The sequence below is a fragment of the Vibrio sp. R10-SG3-ISO10 genome (assembly GCF_059834185.1).
This window is the reverse complement of sequence record NZ_JCBDHG010000008.1, coordinates 1-16310: the sequence shown is the minus strand read 5'-3', so window position 1 is coordinate 16310 and position 16310 is coordinate 1. Positions and strand designations below refer to the sequence as shown.

Below are 16310 nucleotides of genomic sequence, written 5' to 3'. Positions count from 1 at the left end.
TTACTCTCAGCAAGTCTACTCAAGCCCAACTCCTCGGAGTTGGGCTTTTCTTTATCAATGCACTGATTTAGTGCTTTTCGTCCTATTATCATTAATGTATGTTCAAGGATTACTCTATTGGCTAGCCACGCACTAGCTGTTCAAGAACTAAAGCAATGACAACAATGAATTAGGTACAGAAAGTAATGCAGTTTTCTAAGTTTGGTGAAAAATTTAATCAGTATTCAGGTATTACCCAGTTAATGGATGATTTAAATGATGGTCTACGCACTCCGGGCGCCATCATGCTCGGTGGGGGTAACCCGGCCGCCATTCCTGCCATGCTCGATTATTTTCGACTCGCCAGTGAGGAACTGCTAGAAAGTGGAGAACTGGTTGCCGCAATGGCGAACTACGATGGCCCACAAGGCAAAGATGCATTTGTTAAAGCGCTCGCCAAGCTACTTAAAGAGACCTATGGCTGGAATATCACAGAAAAGAACATCAGCTTAACCAATGGCAGTCAAAGTGGCTTTTTCTACCTATTCAACCTGCTGGCTGGCAAACAACCTGACGGCTCGCACAAAAAAATCTTACTGCCACTCGCACCAGAATACATTGGCTATGGTGATGCCGGTATAGATGAAGATATCTTTGTCTCGTACCACCCAGAGATTGAAATGCTTGACAATGGTCTATTTAAATACCATGTCGATTTTGAACAGCTAAAAGTAGATGACTCCGTCGCCGCTATCTGTGCATCCCGCCCTACCAACCCGACTGGCAATGTGCTGACCGACGAAGAGATCCATAAATTGGACAAGCTCGCGCGTGAGAACAACATCCCACTGATCATTGATAACGCTTACGGTTTACCGTTTCCAAATATTATTTTTGAAGATGTGGAGCCATTCTGGAATGAAAACACCATTCTTTGCATGAGCCTATCAAAACTCGGTTTGCCGGGTGTGCGTTGCGGAATCGTGATTGCCAGTGAAGAAATCACTCAGGCGATGACCAATATGAACGGTATTATTAGTCTGGCGCCGGGCAGTTTAGGCCCTGCAATTGCCAACCACATTATTGGCAAAGGGGATTTGTTAAAGCTGAGCTCAGAGGTGATTAAACCTTTTTACAAACAGAAGTCTCAGCGCGCTGTCGAGTTACTGCAAACAGCAATTACTGACTCACGTTTCCGAATTCACAAACCAGAGGGCGCTATTTTCCTTTGGCTTTGGTTTGATGAGCTGCCGATCACCACTATGGAACTGTATCAACGCTTAAAAGCACGCGGCGTTCTGATTGTTCCTGGCGAGTACTTCTTTATTGGTCAAGAAGATGACTGGGAACATGCTCATCAATGCTTACGAATGAACTATGTTCAAGATGACGAAATGATGCAAAAAGGCATCGCTATCATCGCAGAGGAAGTAGATCGCGCTTACCAGCAAGGTTAAGCGGAGCAAAACAAAAACAGCCCAAAGTTCACGCTTTGGGCTGTTGGTATTTATAGAGCTGGGATGTGCTCACATAGGAAGTAGCTTGCTTCTATAGTAGAAGAACGCTGATATACACCACCGTATGTAGAAGAGCCAGCAAACCCACGATTAATGTAGTTAGCGCCTAACGCTGCTGCTTCTTCACCAAAAGTTGAGTTAATTTTATGCTCAGCATCCATTCCGCTATCGCCAAACGATACAATTCCCATAATACTTTGCGAGTTAGGGTTGAACGCTGACTGGCCTTTCAGCTCACAGTTAGCCGATTTTTCAGGGTTGGCATAAGCGATACGAATCTTTTCACCGTTTGATGCGGTGTAATCAGTAGCAAGCGGAGCGACAAGGCTAGAACAGCCAGAGACAGCAATAACTAATGCAGCCAATAATAATTTTTTCATTCTATTGTCCAAATTTATCGTTTACGGCGCAGAAATTACTGATTTACAGATTCGAGTACAATAAAAAAGAGCGCTAATGTGCGCTCTTTCACTCTTTACTCTCAGTTTTGAGACAGCCAATTAACCTTCGATTAGGTTACTGCCATTGATAGCAATCTTACGCGGTTGCATCGCTTCTGGAATCTCACGCTCTAGGTCGATATGCAGTAGACCATTTTCCATGCTCGCACCCACGACTTTTACATAGTCTGCAAGTTGGAATTTGCGTTCAAAATCGCGTTCTGCGATACCTTGGTAAACGTATTGCTTCTCTTCTTCGCTTTTACGCTCACCTTTAACAATCAGCATATTTTCTTTCTGAGTCAGATCGAGTTGCTCATCAGCGAAACCTGCCACTGCCATAGTAATGCGGTAGTGGTTCTCGTCTTTCTGCTCAATATTGTAAGGAGGGTAACCGCCAGAAGCATTCTTCGCAGTGTTTGCTTCCATCATGTTGAATAGACGATCGAAGCCAATTGCGTTGCGGTAAAGTGGAGTGAAATCTACAGTTCTCATAATGCTATCCTCATAGTAAGCAATAGTCTTAGCCGTGAGTTTGCGCGGATCTATCTTGTTGAGATCTTTGCCGGCTAAGGGATTTATCCGCTACTCCTCGGGTACTTATAACGCTGGGACGTAGTAATAAATCAGTTCAATGTGTGCCTCTAAGGTTATCCTCTCCTGAGCGATATCTTATCAGCGAATCCAGAGGTTCTGTTTCTTCTCTCTTGAGCAAGACAGCTTCCCTCTTCAACAATAGATATGTGGCTAAAGCAAAATAGTTTCAAGGGATCCGAATTAAAAAATTTTCAATGTGCTTTTAGCAAATCCCCAACTGAGTCGTTCCTCCCTCTTGAGGATGATATTCCAAGCATTTGAAAAATAATTAAAATATCGAAAACAAAAAAGGACCACCATTTCTGGTAGTCCTTTTAAAAATTAGTTTTTTGAGACGAAGCTATTTCGTTTTAGTTCAAGGAAGAGGCGCGGAGCATACGAAGGTATGTGAGCACCTCTGACACAGAAATTAAGCGAAAGAGCGAAGTATCAAAGATACTAAACGTCCAAGTTGGCAACCTTAAGTGCGTTTTCTTCGATAAAGTTACGACGAGGTTCTACTTGGTCACCCATTAGCGTCGTAAACAGCTGATCTGCACCAACCGCATCTTCAATCGTTACTTGCATCATGCGACGAGTCTCTGGGTCCATGGTTGTTTCCCAAAGCTGATCTGGGTTCATCTCACCTAGACCTTTGTAGCGCTGTAGGCTTAGACCACGGCGTGACTCTTTGATTAACCACTCAAGAGCATCAACAAAGCTTGAGATTGGTTGAGTACGCTCACCACGTTTGATGTAAGCACCCTCTTCAATTAGGCCATCTAACGCTTCAGATAGGTCTGCTAGCTTGCCGTATTCTTTCGAGTTGAACAGATCAACACTTAATGCAAACTCATGCGTCACACCATGGGTACGAACAATAATCTTAGGTAGGTTAAGATCGAGTTCAGCGTGTTGTTCCACTTCGAAGCTGTACTGGCTTGCGCCCACTTCTTTGGCATTAAGCTGCTCGACAAGCTGCTTAGTCCATGCTTCAACTGCCGCGGCGTCGTGACACTGCTCTGCCGTTAAACGTGGCGTATAAACCAGTTCATGCACAAGAGCACGTGGATAACGACGACTCATGCGCTCCACCAGCTTAATGCCCGCGTTGTACTGCTGAACAAGCTTCTCTAGCGCTTCACCTGCTAGGGCTGGTGCTTGTGCGTTTACGTGAAGAGATGCGTTATCTAGCGCCAATGCCACTTGGTATTGGTTCATCGCATCTTCATCTTTGATGTACTGCTCTTGCTTACCTTTCTTCACTTTGTAAAGCGGTGGCTGAGCAATGTACACGTAGCCACGCTCAATCAGCTCTGGCATTTGACGATAGAAGAAGGTCAATAGCAGCGTACGAATGTGCGAACCATCGACATCGGCATCGGTCATGATGATGATGTTGTGGTAACGCAGTTTGTCTGGGTTGTACTCGTCACGACCGATACCACAACCAAGCGCTGTAATAAGTGTCGCTACCTCTTGAGAAGAAAGCATTTTGTCAAAACGCGCTTTCTCAACGTTAAGGATTTTACCTTTCAGAGGAAGAATCGCTTGGTTCTTACGGTTACGGCCTTGTTTTGCGGAGCCGCCTGCCGAGTCACCCTCCACTATGTAGAGTTCAGAAAGTGCTGGGTCTTTTTCCTGACAGTCTGCCAATTTACCTGGCAGACCAGCTAGGTCTAGAGCACCTTTACGACGAGTCATTTCACGAGCTTTACGCGCCGCGTCACGAGCACGAGCTGCGTCGATAATCTTAGTACAAACCGTTTTCGCTTCTGCAGGGTGCTCAATTAGGAACTCAGACAGTTTCTCACCCATAGCTTGCTCAACTGCTGACTTCACTTCAGAAGAAACCAGTTTGTCTTTAGTTTGGCTTGAGAACTTAGGATCTGGCACCTTAACCGAAATAACCGCTGTTAGACCTTCACGTGCATCATCACCTGAAGTTGCAGTTTTCGCTTTCTTCGAGAAGCCTTCTTTGTCCATGAACGAGTTCAATGTACGCGTTAGGGCTGCACGGAAACCAGCAAGGTGAGTACCACCATCACGCTGAGGAATGTTGTTGGTAAAACAGAAGATGTTCTCTTGGTAGCCATCGTTCCACTGCATCGCGACTTCTACTGCGATACCGTCTTCACGCTCTGCGTTAAAGTGGAATACTTTCTCGATGATTGGTGTCTTGTTAGTGTTCAAGTGATCAACGAACGCTTGGATACCACCTTCATACATGAAGTGATCTTGCTTATCTTCTTCACGCTCATCACGTAGCTTGATTGATACGCCAGAGTTTAGGAAAGAAAGCTCACGTAGACGTTTAGCTAAAATGTCATAGTGGAATTCTGTGTTAGAGAAGGTCTCTTCACTTGGCCAGAAACGGATTTCTGTACCCGTTTGCTCAGTTTCACCAATCACGCTTAGTGGCGCTTGAGGTTCACCGTGATGGTAAGTTTGAGTATGAATTTGACCACCGCGATGGATAGTCAGTGTTACTTGCTTAGAGAGTGCGTTTACAACCGAAACACCTACACCGTGCAGACCACCCGATACCTTGTATGAGTTATCATCGAACTTACCACCAGCGTGAAGTACCGTCATAATAACTTCTGCTGCTGATACGTTCTCTTCTGGGTGCATTTCGGTAGGGATACCACGACCATCATCGCGTACCGATACTGAATTGTCCTCATGAATTGTCACAACGATGTCTTGACAGTGACCCGCTAACGCTTCATCAATTGAGTTATCCACCACCTCAAAAACCATGTGGTGCAGACCGGTGCCATCATCCGTGTCGCCGATGTACATACCAGGACGCTTACGAACCGCATCCAGACCCTTTAGTACCTTAATACTCGATGAATCGTAATTTTCAGACATGAGTTATCTTCCGCTATATATTTTGCTCTATTGTGCCATGTTCCACATGGAACATCTTGCCATTTTCATCACGCATATCCGCAATTTGGCTATCAGTAATAGAACTTACAAAAACTTGCGCCCCCGTCTCTTTTAAGCAGTCAGCAAGACGCTTACGACGTTGGCTATCTAATTCAGATGCAAAGTCATCAATTAAGTAGATACATTGCTTGCCAGTCATTTCTGTTAGGTGTTGTCCTTGCGCTACGCGCAGTGCACAGACCATCAATTTTAACTGACCTCGTGAAAGCACGTCTTCGACAGGCGTACCATTCACTTTAATGCGCAAATCCGCTTTGTTGGGGCCACTAAAGGTGTACCCTAACGCCTGATCACGCTCAAAATTTTTCTCTAGTATCTCTTGGTAAGGCGTATCTTTATCCCAACCACGATAATACTTCAATTGGATGTCGAACTCGGGTAAAAACGCTTTGCAGATCTGCTCCGCTTTGACCTTCATTTGTTCAACGTAATCGGCTCGCCATTGACTGATGTTTTCAGCCAAACGCGCCATCTCTTGATCCCAATAACTCAGCTCTCGATAGCTAGTTGCTGTTTTCAATAGAGCATTGCGCTGCTTGTTTAGACGTTTGAATCGCCCCCAAGCATCATAAAATGCCGACTCGGTATGAAACACACCCCAGTCGATAAACGAACGACGATGTTTCGGCCCATCAGTCAATAAATCAAACCCTTCTGGGTGTATCAACTGCAAAGGTAAAACCTGCGCCAGCTGAGCAAGCTTTTGCCCAGACTGACCGCCTATTTTAACCTCTGTTGAGCCATCACGCTGCTTATTAATGCCAATTGGTAGCTCAAATTGATCCGAGTTCAAAAAACGTCCATGAACAAACAGCTCATTACAGTCATTTTGAATCACTCTTCCAGTCAAAGAGCTCTTAAATGAGCGACCATGACCAAGCAAGTAGATCGCTTCTAAGACACTGGTTTTGCCACTGCCGTTTGGTCCAATAAGAAAGTTAAAGCCTGCTGACAAGTTAATGTCACAGGCTTCAATGTTTCTAAACTGCTTTATTATAAGACGAGAGAGCGGCATGCTAGAGTCGGATTGGCATCACCACGTACATGGCACTGTCGTCTTCCGAGTTTTCGATCAGCGCACTGGCATTGGCATCTGACATCGCAATTCTGACTTTTTCACAGCGCAGAGTGTTCAACACATCCAATACATAGCTAACGTTGAAACCAATCTCAATCGGCTCCCCCTCAAAGCTGACATCAAGCATCTCTTCCGCTTCTTCCTGCTCTGGGTTATTGGCCGTAATGCGCATTTCGGTGTCAGCTAGATTGACACGTACGCCACGGAATTTCTCGTTAGAAAGAATCGCAGCGCGCGAAAAAGCTTGGCGTAATTCGTCACAACCCGCTTCAAGCGTTTTAGTTGTCGTCTGTGGCATAACGCGGCGGTAATCAGGGAATCGACCATCCACCAGCTTAGAGGTAAACACATAGTTGTTCACTTCAGCACGAACGTTAGAGCTACCAATTTGCAGCACAACAGGTTGCTCTGGCGCATCGAGTAGCTTAACTAGCTCTAATACACCTTTACGCGGCACAATGATTTGCTTCTGTGCAAAGTCAGCACCAAGTTCAGTTTGAGATACCGCCATACGGTGACCATCGGTCGCAACACTGCGTAGCGTAGTGCCGTCAATTTCAAACAGCATGCCGTTGAGATAATAACGAACATCTTGGTTAGCCATTGAGAATTGTGTCTTTTCAACTAAGCCACGTAACTCAGCTTGAGTCAGTGATACTTCCACTTCACTCTGCCAATCTTCAATATTTGGGAAATCATTGGCAGGTAGGGTCGATAGCGAGAAACGGCTGCGTCCAGAACGAACCTGAACACGGTCGCCTTCTAAGACAAAGGTAATCACAGAGTCATCAGGCAAACCACGGCAAATATCTAAAAACTTGCGTGAAGGTACAGTAATACTCCCCGCTTCGAATTCACCTTCGAGGTTAACACGGCTAATCAGCTCGACCTCAAGATCGGTTGCCGTCATTGAGAGTACGTTGTCTTCGACTTTAAGAAGTAAGTTACCAAGAATTGGTAAAGTTGGACGACCGCCCAGTGCTCCTGACACTTGCTGAAGTGGTTTAAGCAGGTGGCTACGCTCAATGGAAAATTTCATAGGATGCTCTTATCCGAATTCGTTATTGTTGCTCGATGCTTAGAATACTGTGAATCAAGAAATAGTGCGAATTAAGAAGATAGAGTACGAATCAGGTTCGAGTAATCTTCTTTAATGTCGTGGCTCTCTTCACGTAGCTGCTCAATCTTACGGCAAGCATGCAGTACCGTGGTATGGTCTCGACCACCAAACGCATCACCAATTTCTGGCAAACTGTGGTTAGTCAGCTCTTTAGCCAGTGCCATCGCTAGCTGACGTGGACGGGCTACTGAGCGAGAGCGGCGCTTAGACAACAGGTCTGCGACTTTAATCTTGTAGTATTCTGCGACTGTCTTTTGAATATTATCAATCGTCACCAACTTTTCTTGCAGGGCAAGTAGGTCACGCAGCGCTTCACGAACAAAGTCGATAGTAATTGGGCGGCCGGTAAAGTTTGCATTAGCGATAACACGGTTTAAAGCACCTTCCAACTCACGAACATTGGAACGCAGTCGCTTAGCAATAAAGAACGCGACTTCATCGGCAAGGTGAATTTGGTGATCTTCTGCTTTTTTCATCAAGATCGCGACGCGTGTTTCTAGCTCTGGTGGCTCGATCGCAACCGTTAGACCCCAACCAAAACGAGATTTAAGGCGATCTTCAACACCATTGATCTCTTTTGGGTAACGGTCTGAAGTCAAGATGATCTGTTGGTTGCCTTCTAACAGAGCGTTGAAAGTATGGAAGAACTCTTCCTGCGAACGCTCTTTATTGGCAAAAAATTGAATATCATCGATAAGCAGCGCATCGACACTACGGTAGTAACGCTTGAACTCTTCGATCGCGTTGTTTTGCAGCGCTTTGACCATATCTTGCACAAAGCGCTCAGAGTGCATGTAGACAACTTTAGCATTTGGCTTGTTATCCACAATCGCATTACCTACAGCGTGCAGCAGGTGAGTTTTACCTAAACCTGTACCACCGTATAAGAATAGCGGATTGTATGCAGAGCCAGGGTTATCTGACACCTGACGAGCAGCCGCTAAGCCTAGTTGGTTCGATTTACCCTCAACAAAGTTGTTGAACTTGTGTTTTGGGTTCACATTCGAGCGATGGTTAATATCCGCAATGGCTTGCGCATCATCATCCCAAGTCTTATGGACTGGCTTTCTTGCCTGTAACTGTGCGGGTGCTGAAGATTCAGCGGCGACATCTGCAGGGGTACGCTTAGGCGCTGGCTTTGGCGCTGCAACAGGTCGGCTACCCACTTCAAAACGCAGACTTGGCATGTCATTGCCGCAATACTCTTGCAGCAGACGATTAATGCTGTTGAGGTACTTATCACGTACCCAGTCCAATACGAAACGGTTTGGGGCAAAAAGAGTGAGTGTATTGTCATTGAGCTCAGCTTGTAATGGACGAACCCACATACTGAATTCCGTTGCTGGTAGCTCTTCTTGAAGCTGTTGCAAACATTGCAACCAAAGCGAAGATGACACAGTGCCCCCACTCGAAGTAATTGATCTGAAAAGATTGGCAATTTTACCTGTTGATAACCAAGATCGCCAGTAAATGATCGACGATCCAGTGAATAAGATCTAAGTTATTCACAATATTTTCGACATTATTCGTTAGATCCTCACATTCTGCCCCATTTTTACTCACACTTTGATCCACATTAAGGCATTTTTAGCGAGATCTTTGTTCTGGTGATAAGTCTGTGAATGAAAATTTTTCATCACCCAAAATTCGTCTTTTCTCAGCAAGTCTCGTCTAACAGGTTGAATATCAGCAAATCACCTCACCTTATTACTCTACTGTCTAGGTTATTGCACTTGGTTATTTATCTAATTAAGTAAAGTGACAGTAGTATTTATCCCCATAATTATATGGAGTTGTACTATGAAAAACTGGATTAAGGCTGCAGTTGCAGCTATCGCGCTTTCTGCTGCTACTGTCCAAGCAGCGACTGAAGTGAAAGTCGGAATGTCGGGTCGCTACTTCCCGTTTACTTTCGTTCAGCAAGATAAGCTACAAGGTTTCGAAGTAGACCTGTGGGATGAGATCGGTAAACGCAACGATTACAAAGTAGAGTACGTCACGGCTAACTTCTCTGGTCTATTTGGTCTATTAGAAACGGGTCGTATCGACACTATCTCTAACCAGATCACTATGACGGATGCACGTAAGGCGAAGTACCTATTTGCTGACCCATACGTGGTTGACGGCGCGCAAATCACAGTTCGTAAAGGCAATGACAGCATTCAAGGCATTGAAGATCTTGAAGGTAAAACAGTCGCAGTAAACTTAGGCTCTAACTTCGAGCAGCTACTGCGTAACTACGACAAAGATGGCAAGATCAATATCAAGACTTACGACACAGGTATTGAGCACGATGTCGCACTAGGCCGCGCAGATGCATTCGTGATGGATCGCTTGTCAGCACTAGAGCTGATCAAGAAAACAGGTCTTCCGCTACAACTTGCCGGTCAGCCATTTGAAACCATCCAGAATGCTTGGCCATTTGTTGACAACGAGAATGGTAAAAAGCTTCAAGCGGAAGTGAACCAAGCACTCGCAGCTATGCGTGCAGACGGTACACTGAAGACCATCTCTGAGAAGTGGTTCGGCGCAGACATCACCGAGTAAACCATTAGACATTTCTATCTGAATTAGATAGAACTCTAAAACCCACTGCTTCCCTTCCTTTGCAGTGGGTTTTGCTTTTTTACGTCGTTATTTAATCATTGGAATAGGCTATGGGATTTGATTTTAACTACATGCTGGATCTGATGCCGATACTACTCAAGTATCTAGGCACCACGATGGAGATGGCAACTTGGGGTTTGCTATTTTCACTGATTTTATCCGTCATTTTGGCCAATATCCGTGTATTTCGCGTCCCAGTTCTTGATCAACTCAGCCAGCTATACATCAGCTTTTTCCGTGGTACGCCACTGTTAGTACAGTTATTCCTGCTTTACTACGGCCTGCCGCAGATCTTTCCGTGGTTAGTTGGGCTGGATGCTTTCAGCGCAGCTGTGATTGGTTTGACTCTTCACTTCGCGGCATATATGGCCGAGAGTATTCGCGCAGCAATAATCGGTATTGACCACAGCCAAATGGAAGCCAGTTTATCTGTAGGTATGACGACCTCTCAGGCAATGCGTCGCGTCATCCTGCCACAAGCCACTCGCGTAGCACTGCCATCACTGATGAACTACTTCATTGATATGATCAAATCTACCTCACTAGCGTTTACGCTCGGTGTGGCGGAGATCATGGCGAAAGCACAGATGGAAGCATCATCCAGTTTCCGCTTCTTTGAAGCATTCTTAGCAGTCGCATTAATCTATTGGGGCGTGGTGGTCATTCTGACTAGAGTACAAATTTGGGCGGAAGCGAAACTGAATAAGGCGTATGTACGATGATTAAACTACACAATATCCATAAACGCTTTGGCGATACCGAGGTTCTCAAAGGCATCGACCTAGAGATTAACCAAGGTGAAATCATCGTTATCATAGGCTCAAGTGGCACAGGTAAATCGACCTTACTGCGCACGGTCAACTTTCTCGAAAATGCAGATAAAGGCGTCATCACAATCGATGATGTCAGCGTTGATACCGAAAAACACACCAAAGCGGAAGTGTTAGCTCTGCGGCGTAAAACCGGTTTTGTGTTTCAAAACTACGCTCTGTTCGCTCATATGACAGCAAGACAAAATATCGCTGAAGGCTTAGTCACAGTGCGCGGTTGGAAAAAAGCCGACGCCTTGCGCCGTGCTCAAGAGATTCTTGATGACATTGGTTTAGGTGACAAAGGGGATAGTTATCCAGCGGCACTGTCGGGTGGCCAGCAGCAGCGTGTGGGTATCGGCAGAGCGATGGCGCTGCAACCTGAGCTACTGCTATTTGATGAGCCTACATCAGCGCTTGATCCCGAGTGGGTTGGAGAAGTTCTTAATTTAATGAAGGACTTAGCGACCAAACATCAGACGATGCTGGTGGTGACTCACGAAATGCAATTTGCCAGAGAGGTCGCCGATAGAGTGATCTTTATGGCGGAAGGAAACATTGTTGAGCAAGGTTCTCCACAGGATATCTTTGGCAATCCACAAGATCCTCGCCTGCAAAAATTTCTTCGACAAGTCGGTGCTGAGTAAAGATCAACGGATAGGATCGAACGATCCTTGAGATTTTGCTCACACTACGTATAATCGCCCGGTCGGAATTTAGCGCTTGCACAAAGATTGACACTTTGTGTGACTGTGATTACAATTCCGCCTCTTTGTTGAGAGGCGTCGGTTTGTCCTCTTTATATATAAAGAAGACGTTATTGCCCACGCCGGGTTAACATTGACCTAAAACTACTGATCAGTAAAGGTAATTATCATGAAACGCACTTTTCAACCTTCAGTTCTAAAGCGCAAGCGTACTCACGGTTTCCGTGCACGTATGGCTACTAAGAACGGTCGTGCTACTATCAATGCACGTCGTGCAAAAGGCCGTAAGCGTCTTTCTAAGTAATCGTTAGATTATTTTGAAAACGTACGCGTTCAATCGGGAGTTACGCTTGTTAACTCCCGAGCATTATCAAAATGTCTTTCAGCAAGCTCACAGAGCTGGCTCACCTCATTTCACCATCATTGCTCGTAAAAATAGCCTATCTCATCCTCGACTAGGTTTAGCCGTTCCCAAGAAACAGATCAAAACCGCTGTAGGTCGTAACCGTTTTAAGCGCCTTGCACGTGAAAGCTTTCGTAACAATCAACATCAGCTTGCTAACAAAGATTTTGTTGTTATTGCCAAGAAAAGCGCGCAAGATTTAAGCAATGAAGATATTTTCAAACTGTTTGATAAATTATGGCAGCGCCTGTCTCGCCCTTCGCGTGGTTAGCAATCGGATTCGTCCGTCTCTATCAAGGTTTTATTAGTCCGCTTATCGGACCACGTTGTCGTTTTACTCCAACCTGCTCTACTTATGCCATTGAAGCGTTAAAAGCTCACGGTTTTGTAAAAGGGTGTTGGTTATCAAGCAAACGTCTATTAAAATGCCATCCTTTGAATGAAGGGGGGTATGACCCCGTTCCACCAGTCCAAAAACAAGACAGAGATAAATAACGATGGATTCTCAACGTAATATCCTGTTAATCGCGCTAGCACTGGTTTCTTTCTTATTGTTCCAGCAATGGCAAGTTGCAAAGAATCCAACGCCTCAGCCGGTTGAGCAGGCTCAATCAAGCAGTACTCTACCTGCACCATCTTTTGCCGACGAGCTAGATCCAGCTCCAATGCAGCAAGCTTCTGCTAAAACGGTTACTGTGACCACTGATGTATTGACTCTGTCGATTGATACGGTGGGTGGTGATGTTATTCATGCAGACCTAAACCAATACTCAAACGAGCTAGATTCATCTGACCCATTTGTTCTGCTTAAGAACGAAGCCGGCCATCAGTTTATCGCGCAAAGTGGTCTTGTAGGCCCTCAAGGTATCGACCTTAGCAGCTCAAACCGCCCTGCTTACTCTGTAAGCGCGGACAGCTTTACTCTAGCTGATGGTCAAGATGAACTGCGTATTCCAATGACATTCACTGCCAATGGTCTTGAGTACACAAAAACATTCATTGTTAAGCGTGGAAGCTACGCACTTGACGTTGAATATGACATCGTAAACAAATCTGGCAACAACGCGACATTTGGTATGTACGCTCACCTACGTCAAAACCTACTTGACGCTGGTGGTAGCATCACAATGCCAACTTACCGCGGTGGTGCATACTCTACTGAAGATACTCGCTACAAGAAGTACAGCTTCGAAGACATGCAAGATCGTAACCTATCTCTACCACTAACTAATGGTCAGGGTTGGGCAGCGATGATCCAACACTACTTCGCGACTGCGTGGATTCCACGTGATGAACCAGGTACTAACCTTTACACTCGTGTGATCGGTAACCTAGGTGATATCGGTGTGCGTATGCCAAACAAAACCATTGCGGATGGCGATAGCGCAAACTTCAAAGCAACACTTTGGGTTGGTCCTAAACTGCAAGACCAAATGGCTGAAGTGGCACCAAACCTAGACCTAGTAGTTGACTACGGTTGGTTATGGTTTATTGCAAAACCTCTGCACTCACTGCTTTCGTTCATTCAAGGCTTTGTTAGCAACTGGGGTGTGGCAATCATCTGTTTGACCTTCATTGTCCGTGGTGCGATGTACCCACTGACTAAGGCACAGTACACCTCAATGGCGAAAATGCGTATGCTTCAGCCTAAGCTGCAAGCGATGCGTGAGCGTATTGGCGATGACCGTCAACGCATGAGCCAAGAAATGATGGAACTGTATAAGAAAGAGAAAGTAAACCCACTTGGTGGCTGTTTACCTCTGATTCTACAGATGCCTATTTTCATCGCTCTTTACTGGGCACTAATGGAATCGGTAGAGCTACGTCACTCACCATTCTTTGGTTGGATTCATGACCTCTCAGCGCAAGACCCATACTACATCTTGCCACTACTGATGGGTGCTTCTATGTTCTTAATCCAGAAGATGAGCCCAACAACCGTAACGGATCCAATGCAGCAGAAGATCATGACCTTTATGCCGGTTATGTTTACTTTCTTCTTCCTGTTCTTCCCGTCAGGTCTAGTTCTTTACTGGCTAGTATCGAACATCGTAACCCTTATCCAGCAAACGCTTATTTACAAAGCGCTGGAGAAAAAAGGCTTACACAGCAAGTAACCTTTAGTGGAATTAACAACGAAAGGCGGCCAAAAGGTCGCCTTTTTTATTTGAGCTGATTACAATTCAGCTAACAGAATTTTTGCCCAGCGCGGCATTTAGATAGCACAGGCACATTTATGACAACAGATACCATCGTTGCTCAAGCAACAGCGCCCGGTCGTGGTGGCGTCGGGATTATTCGCGTATCCGGTCCCTTAGCAGCGCAAGTCGCGGTTGAAGTGACAGGCAAAGAGTTACGTCCACGTTACGCTGAGTATCTGCCATTTAACTCGCAAGATGGCCATCAGATCGACCAAGGTATCGCACTCTACTTCCCTAACCCACACTCATTTACTGGTGAAGATGTCCTTGAGCTCCAAGGGCATGGCGGTCCAGTTGTGATGGATATGCTGATTAAGCGCATCCTTCAGATCCCAGGGATACGTACCGCAAGACCTGGTGAGTTCTCAGAGCGTGCTTTCCTAAACGATAAGCTCGATCTGGCTCAAGCAGAAGCGATTGCTGACTTAATTGATGCCAGTTCTGAAGAAGCGGCCAAATCTGCACTCCAGTCGCTGCAAGGCGCATTTTCAGGCCGTATTAATACGCTTGTAGAATCACTGATCCACTTACGTATCTATGTCGAAGCGGCGATTGATTTCCCAGAAGAAGAAATAGATTTTCTTGCTGACGGTAAGGTCGCTGCCGATCTGCAAACCATCATAGATAACCTAGCAGCGGTACGCAAAGAAGCGACACAAGGCGCTATCATGCGTGAAGGGATGAAAGTGGTCATCGCAGGTCGTCCTAATGCGGGTAAGTCAAGCTTGCTTAATGCCCTATCAGGTAAGGAATCAGCGATTGTGACGGATATTGCCGGCACAACACGTGACGTGCTGCGCGAGCACATTCATATTGATGGGATGCCACTGCATATTATCGATACCGCAGGTCTGCGTGACGCCTCTGATGAAGTAGAAAAAATCGGTATCGAACGCGCTTGGGATGAAATTGCCCAAGCAGACCGAGTTCTGTTTATGGTGGATGGCACGACGACAGACGCCACCGATCCGAAAGAGATTTGGCCAGACTTCGTTGATCGCTTACCCGACAATATCGGTATGACAGTGATCCGCAACAAAGCCGATCAAACAGGTGAAGATCTCGGTATCTGTCATGTCAACGATCCAACCTTAATCAGACTCTCGGCGAAAACAGGCGATGGCGTTGAAGCACTGCGTACTCACCTCAAAGAATGCATGGGTTTCGCTGGTGGTAATGAAGGCGGCTTTATGGCCCGACGTCGCCACTTAGAAGCACTCGATCGCGCCGCAGAGCACCTAGAGATAGGTCAGCAGCAACTTGAAGGCTATATGGCAGGAGAAATCTTGGCAGAAGAGCTACGTATCACTCAGCAGCATTTAAGTGAGATCACGGGTGAGTTTAGCTCTGATGACCTTCTAGGGCGCATCTTCTCTTCTTTCTGTATCGGGAAATAATCTATAACGCGGCCTCTGGCCGCGTTTTTTCATTGTGTATAAAGGAACACCTATGATCCACATTATTACAGGTAGCACACTGGGTGGTGCTGAGTATGTGGGAGACCACCTCAGTGACCTACTGATAGAAAAAGGCTATGAAACCACTATCCATAACCAGCCTAATTTGGCTGAAGTTGATAATAAGGGTACTTGGTTAGTCATTACTTCAACTCATGGCGCAGGCGAGTATCCAGATAATATTCAGCCATTCATCCAAGCACTGCAAGACACACCACCAAAAATGAGCGACGTAAAATACGCAACGATCGCCATTGGTGATTCAAGTTACGATACGTTCTGTGCAGCAGGTCAGCATGCCCATGACCTGCTTGCTGACATCGGTGCCACTGCAATTACAGAGTGTTTTACGATTGATGTCCTCAACCATGACGTACCAGAAGATGCAGCAGAAAGCTGGTTAAATGACCATATTGAGCTGTTCTAGCTCCCTTCTAAGTGGCCATTTTCTTGGCCAC

16 protein-coding genes are annotated in these 16310 nt (G+C 45.7%); 10 read left to right on the top strand and 6 right to left on the bottom strand.

From position 1 onward, the window contains the following. The first annotated feature begins 185 nt into the window (after window positions 1-185). Window positions 186-1436 carry a valine--pyruvate transaminase gene (locus AC6R16_RS04475; RefSeq protein ID WP_500673709.1) on the top strand — a complete coding sequence of 417 codons (1251 nt, stop codon included), beginning with the start codon at window positions 186-188 and terminating at the stop codon, window positions 1434-1436. A gap of 50 nt (window positions 1437-1486) precedes the next feature. On the opposite strand, the gene AC6R16_RS04470 is transcribed toward AC6R16_RS04475, so the two are convergent. From AC6R16_RS04470 to dnaA, 6 genes are all read right to left on the bottom strand, one after another. Further along, a complete protein-coding gene (locus tag AC6R16_RS04470) occupies window positions 1487-1876 on the bottom strand; it encodes a hypothetical protein (RefSeq protein ID WP_486787061.1) in 390 nt (129 codons plus the stop codon). A 120-nt stretch (window positions 1877-1996) separates the two neighbouring features. Then, window positions 1997-2431 carry an Hsp20 family protein gene (locus tag AC6R16_RS04465; RefSeq protein WP_004743598.1) on the bottom strand — a complete coding sequence of 145 codons (435 nt, stop codon included), beginning with the start codon at window positions 2429-2431 and terminating at the stop codon, window positions 1997-1999. A 540-nt stretch (window positions 2432-2971) separates the two neighbouring features. Further along, window positions 2972-5389, bottom strand: a complete 2418-nt coding sequence (gene gyrB, locus AC6R16_RS04460; RefSeq protein WP_500673708.1) for a DNA topoisomerase (ATP-hydrolyzing) subunit B — start codon at window positions 5387-5389, stop codon at window positions 2972-2974. Between the two features lie 13 nt (window positions 5390-5402). Beyond that, window positions 5403-6485, bottom strand: coding sequence for a DNA replication/repair protein RecF (gene recF, locus AC6R16_RS04455; protein WP_069667991.1), 1083 nt, complete (start codon window positions 6483-6485; stop codon window positions 5403-5405). A gap of 1 nt (window position 6486) precedes the next feature. Then, window positions 6487-7587 carry a DNA polymerase III subunit beta gene (gene dnaN, locus AC6R16_RS04450; protein ID WP_500673707.1) on the bottom strand — a complete coding sequence of 367 codons (1101 nt, stop codon included), beginning with the start codon at window positions 7585-7587 and terminating at the stop codon, window positions 6487-6489. Window positions 7588-7658: 71 nt separating this feature from the next. Then, window positions 7659-9065 (bottom strand): chromosomal replication initiator protein DnaA, encoded by a 1407-nt coding sequence (dnaA, locus tag AC6R16_RS04445; RefSeq protein ID WP_004743594.1) that lies wholly within the window; start codon window positions 9063-9065, stop codon window positions 7659-7661. Between the two features lie 403 nt (window positions 9066-9468). On the opposite strand from dnaA, the gene AC6R16_RS04440 reads away from it, so the two are divergent. The 9 genes from AC6R16_RS04440 (at window position 9469) to mioC (ending at window position 16279) form a co-directional block, all read left to right on the top strand. Continuing rightward, window positions 9469-10215 carry an amino acid ABC transporter substrate-binding protein gene (locus tag AC6R16_RS04440; RefSeq protein ID WP_069667989.1) on the top strand — a complete coding sequence of 249 codons (747 nt, stop codon included), beginning with the start codon at window positions 9469-9471 and terminating at the stop codon, window positions 10213-10215. 110 nt (window positions 10216-10325) lie between these two features. Further along, window positions 10326-10997, top strand: a complete 672-nt coding sequence (locus tag AC6R16_RS04435) for an amino acid ABC transporter permease (protein ID WP_500673706.1) — start codon at window positions 10326-10328, stop codon at window positions 10995-10997. Continuing rightward, window positions 10994-11731 (top strand): amino acid ABC transporter ATP-binding protein, encoded by a 738-nt coding sequence (locus AC6R16_RS04430; protein ID WP_500673705.1) that lies wholly within the window; start codon window positions 10994-10996, stop codon window positions 11729-11731. The genes AC6R16_RS04435 and AC6R16_RS04430 overlap by 4 nt, the downstream gene beginning before the upstream one ends. Before the next feature lie 229 nt (window positions 11732-11960). Then, entirely contained in the window at window positions 11961-12095 is a 135-nt protein-coding gene (rpmH, locus tag AC6R16_RS04425) for a 50S ribosomal protein L34 (RefSeq protein ID WP_004411068.1), read from the top strand. Window positions 12096-12141: 46 nt separating this feature from the next. Next, entirely contained in the window at window positions 12142-12465 is a 324-nt protein-coding gene (gene rnpA, locus AC6R16_RS04420; RefSeq protein ID WP_230300094.1) for a ribonuclease P protein component, read from the top strand. Continuing rightward, the gene (gene yidD, locus AC6R16_RS04415; protein ID WP_004743588.1) at window positions 12432-12689 is read left to right on the top strand and encodes a membrane protein insertion efficiency factor YidD; all 258 of its coding nucleotides are present in this window, start codon (window positions 12432-12434) and stop codon (window positions 12687-12689) included. Before rnpA ends, yidD begins: the two co-directional genes overlap by 34 nt. Before the next feature lie 2 nt (window positions 12690-12691). Then, complete coding sequence (gene yidC, locus AC6R16_RS04410; protein WP_171325423.1) at window positions 12692-14311, top strand: membrane protein insertase YidC; 1620 nt, start codon at window positions 12692-12694, stop codon at window positions 14309-14311. Between the two features lie 119 nt (window positions 14312-14430). After that, window positions 14431-15792: a tRNA uridine-5-carboxymethylaminomethyl(34) synthesis GTPase MnmE gene (gene mnmE / locus AC6R16_RS04405; protein ID WP_500673704.1), complete on the top strand. Its 1362-nt coding sequence runs from the start codon at window positions 14431-14433 to the stop codon at window positions 15790-15792. A gap of 52 nt (window positions 15793-15844) precedes the next feature. Continuing rightward, window positions 15845-16279: an FMN-binding protein MioC gene (gene mioC, locus AC6R16_RS04400; RefSeq protein WP_500639001.1), complete on the top strand. Its 435-nt coding sequence runs from the start codon at window positions 15845-15847 to the stop codon at window positions 16277-16279. Window positions 16280-16310: the final 31 nt, after the last annotated feature.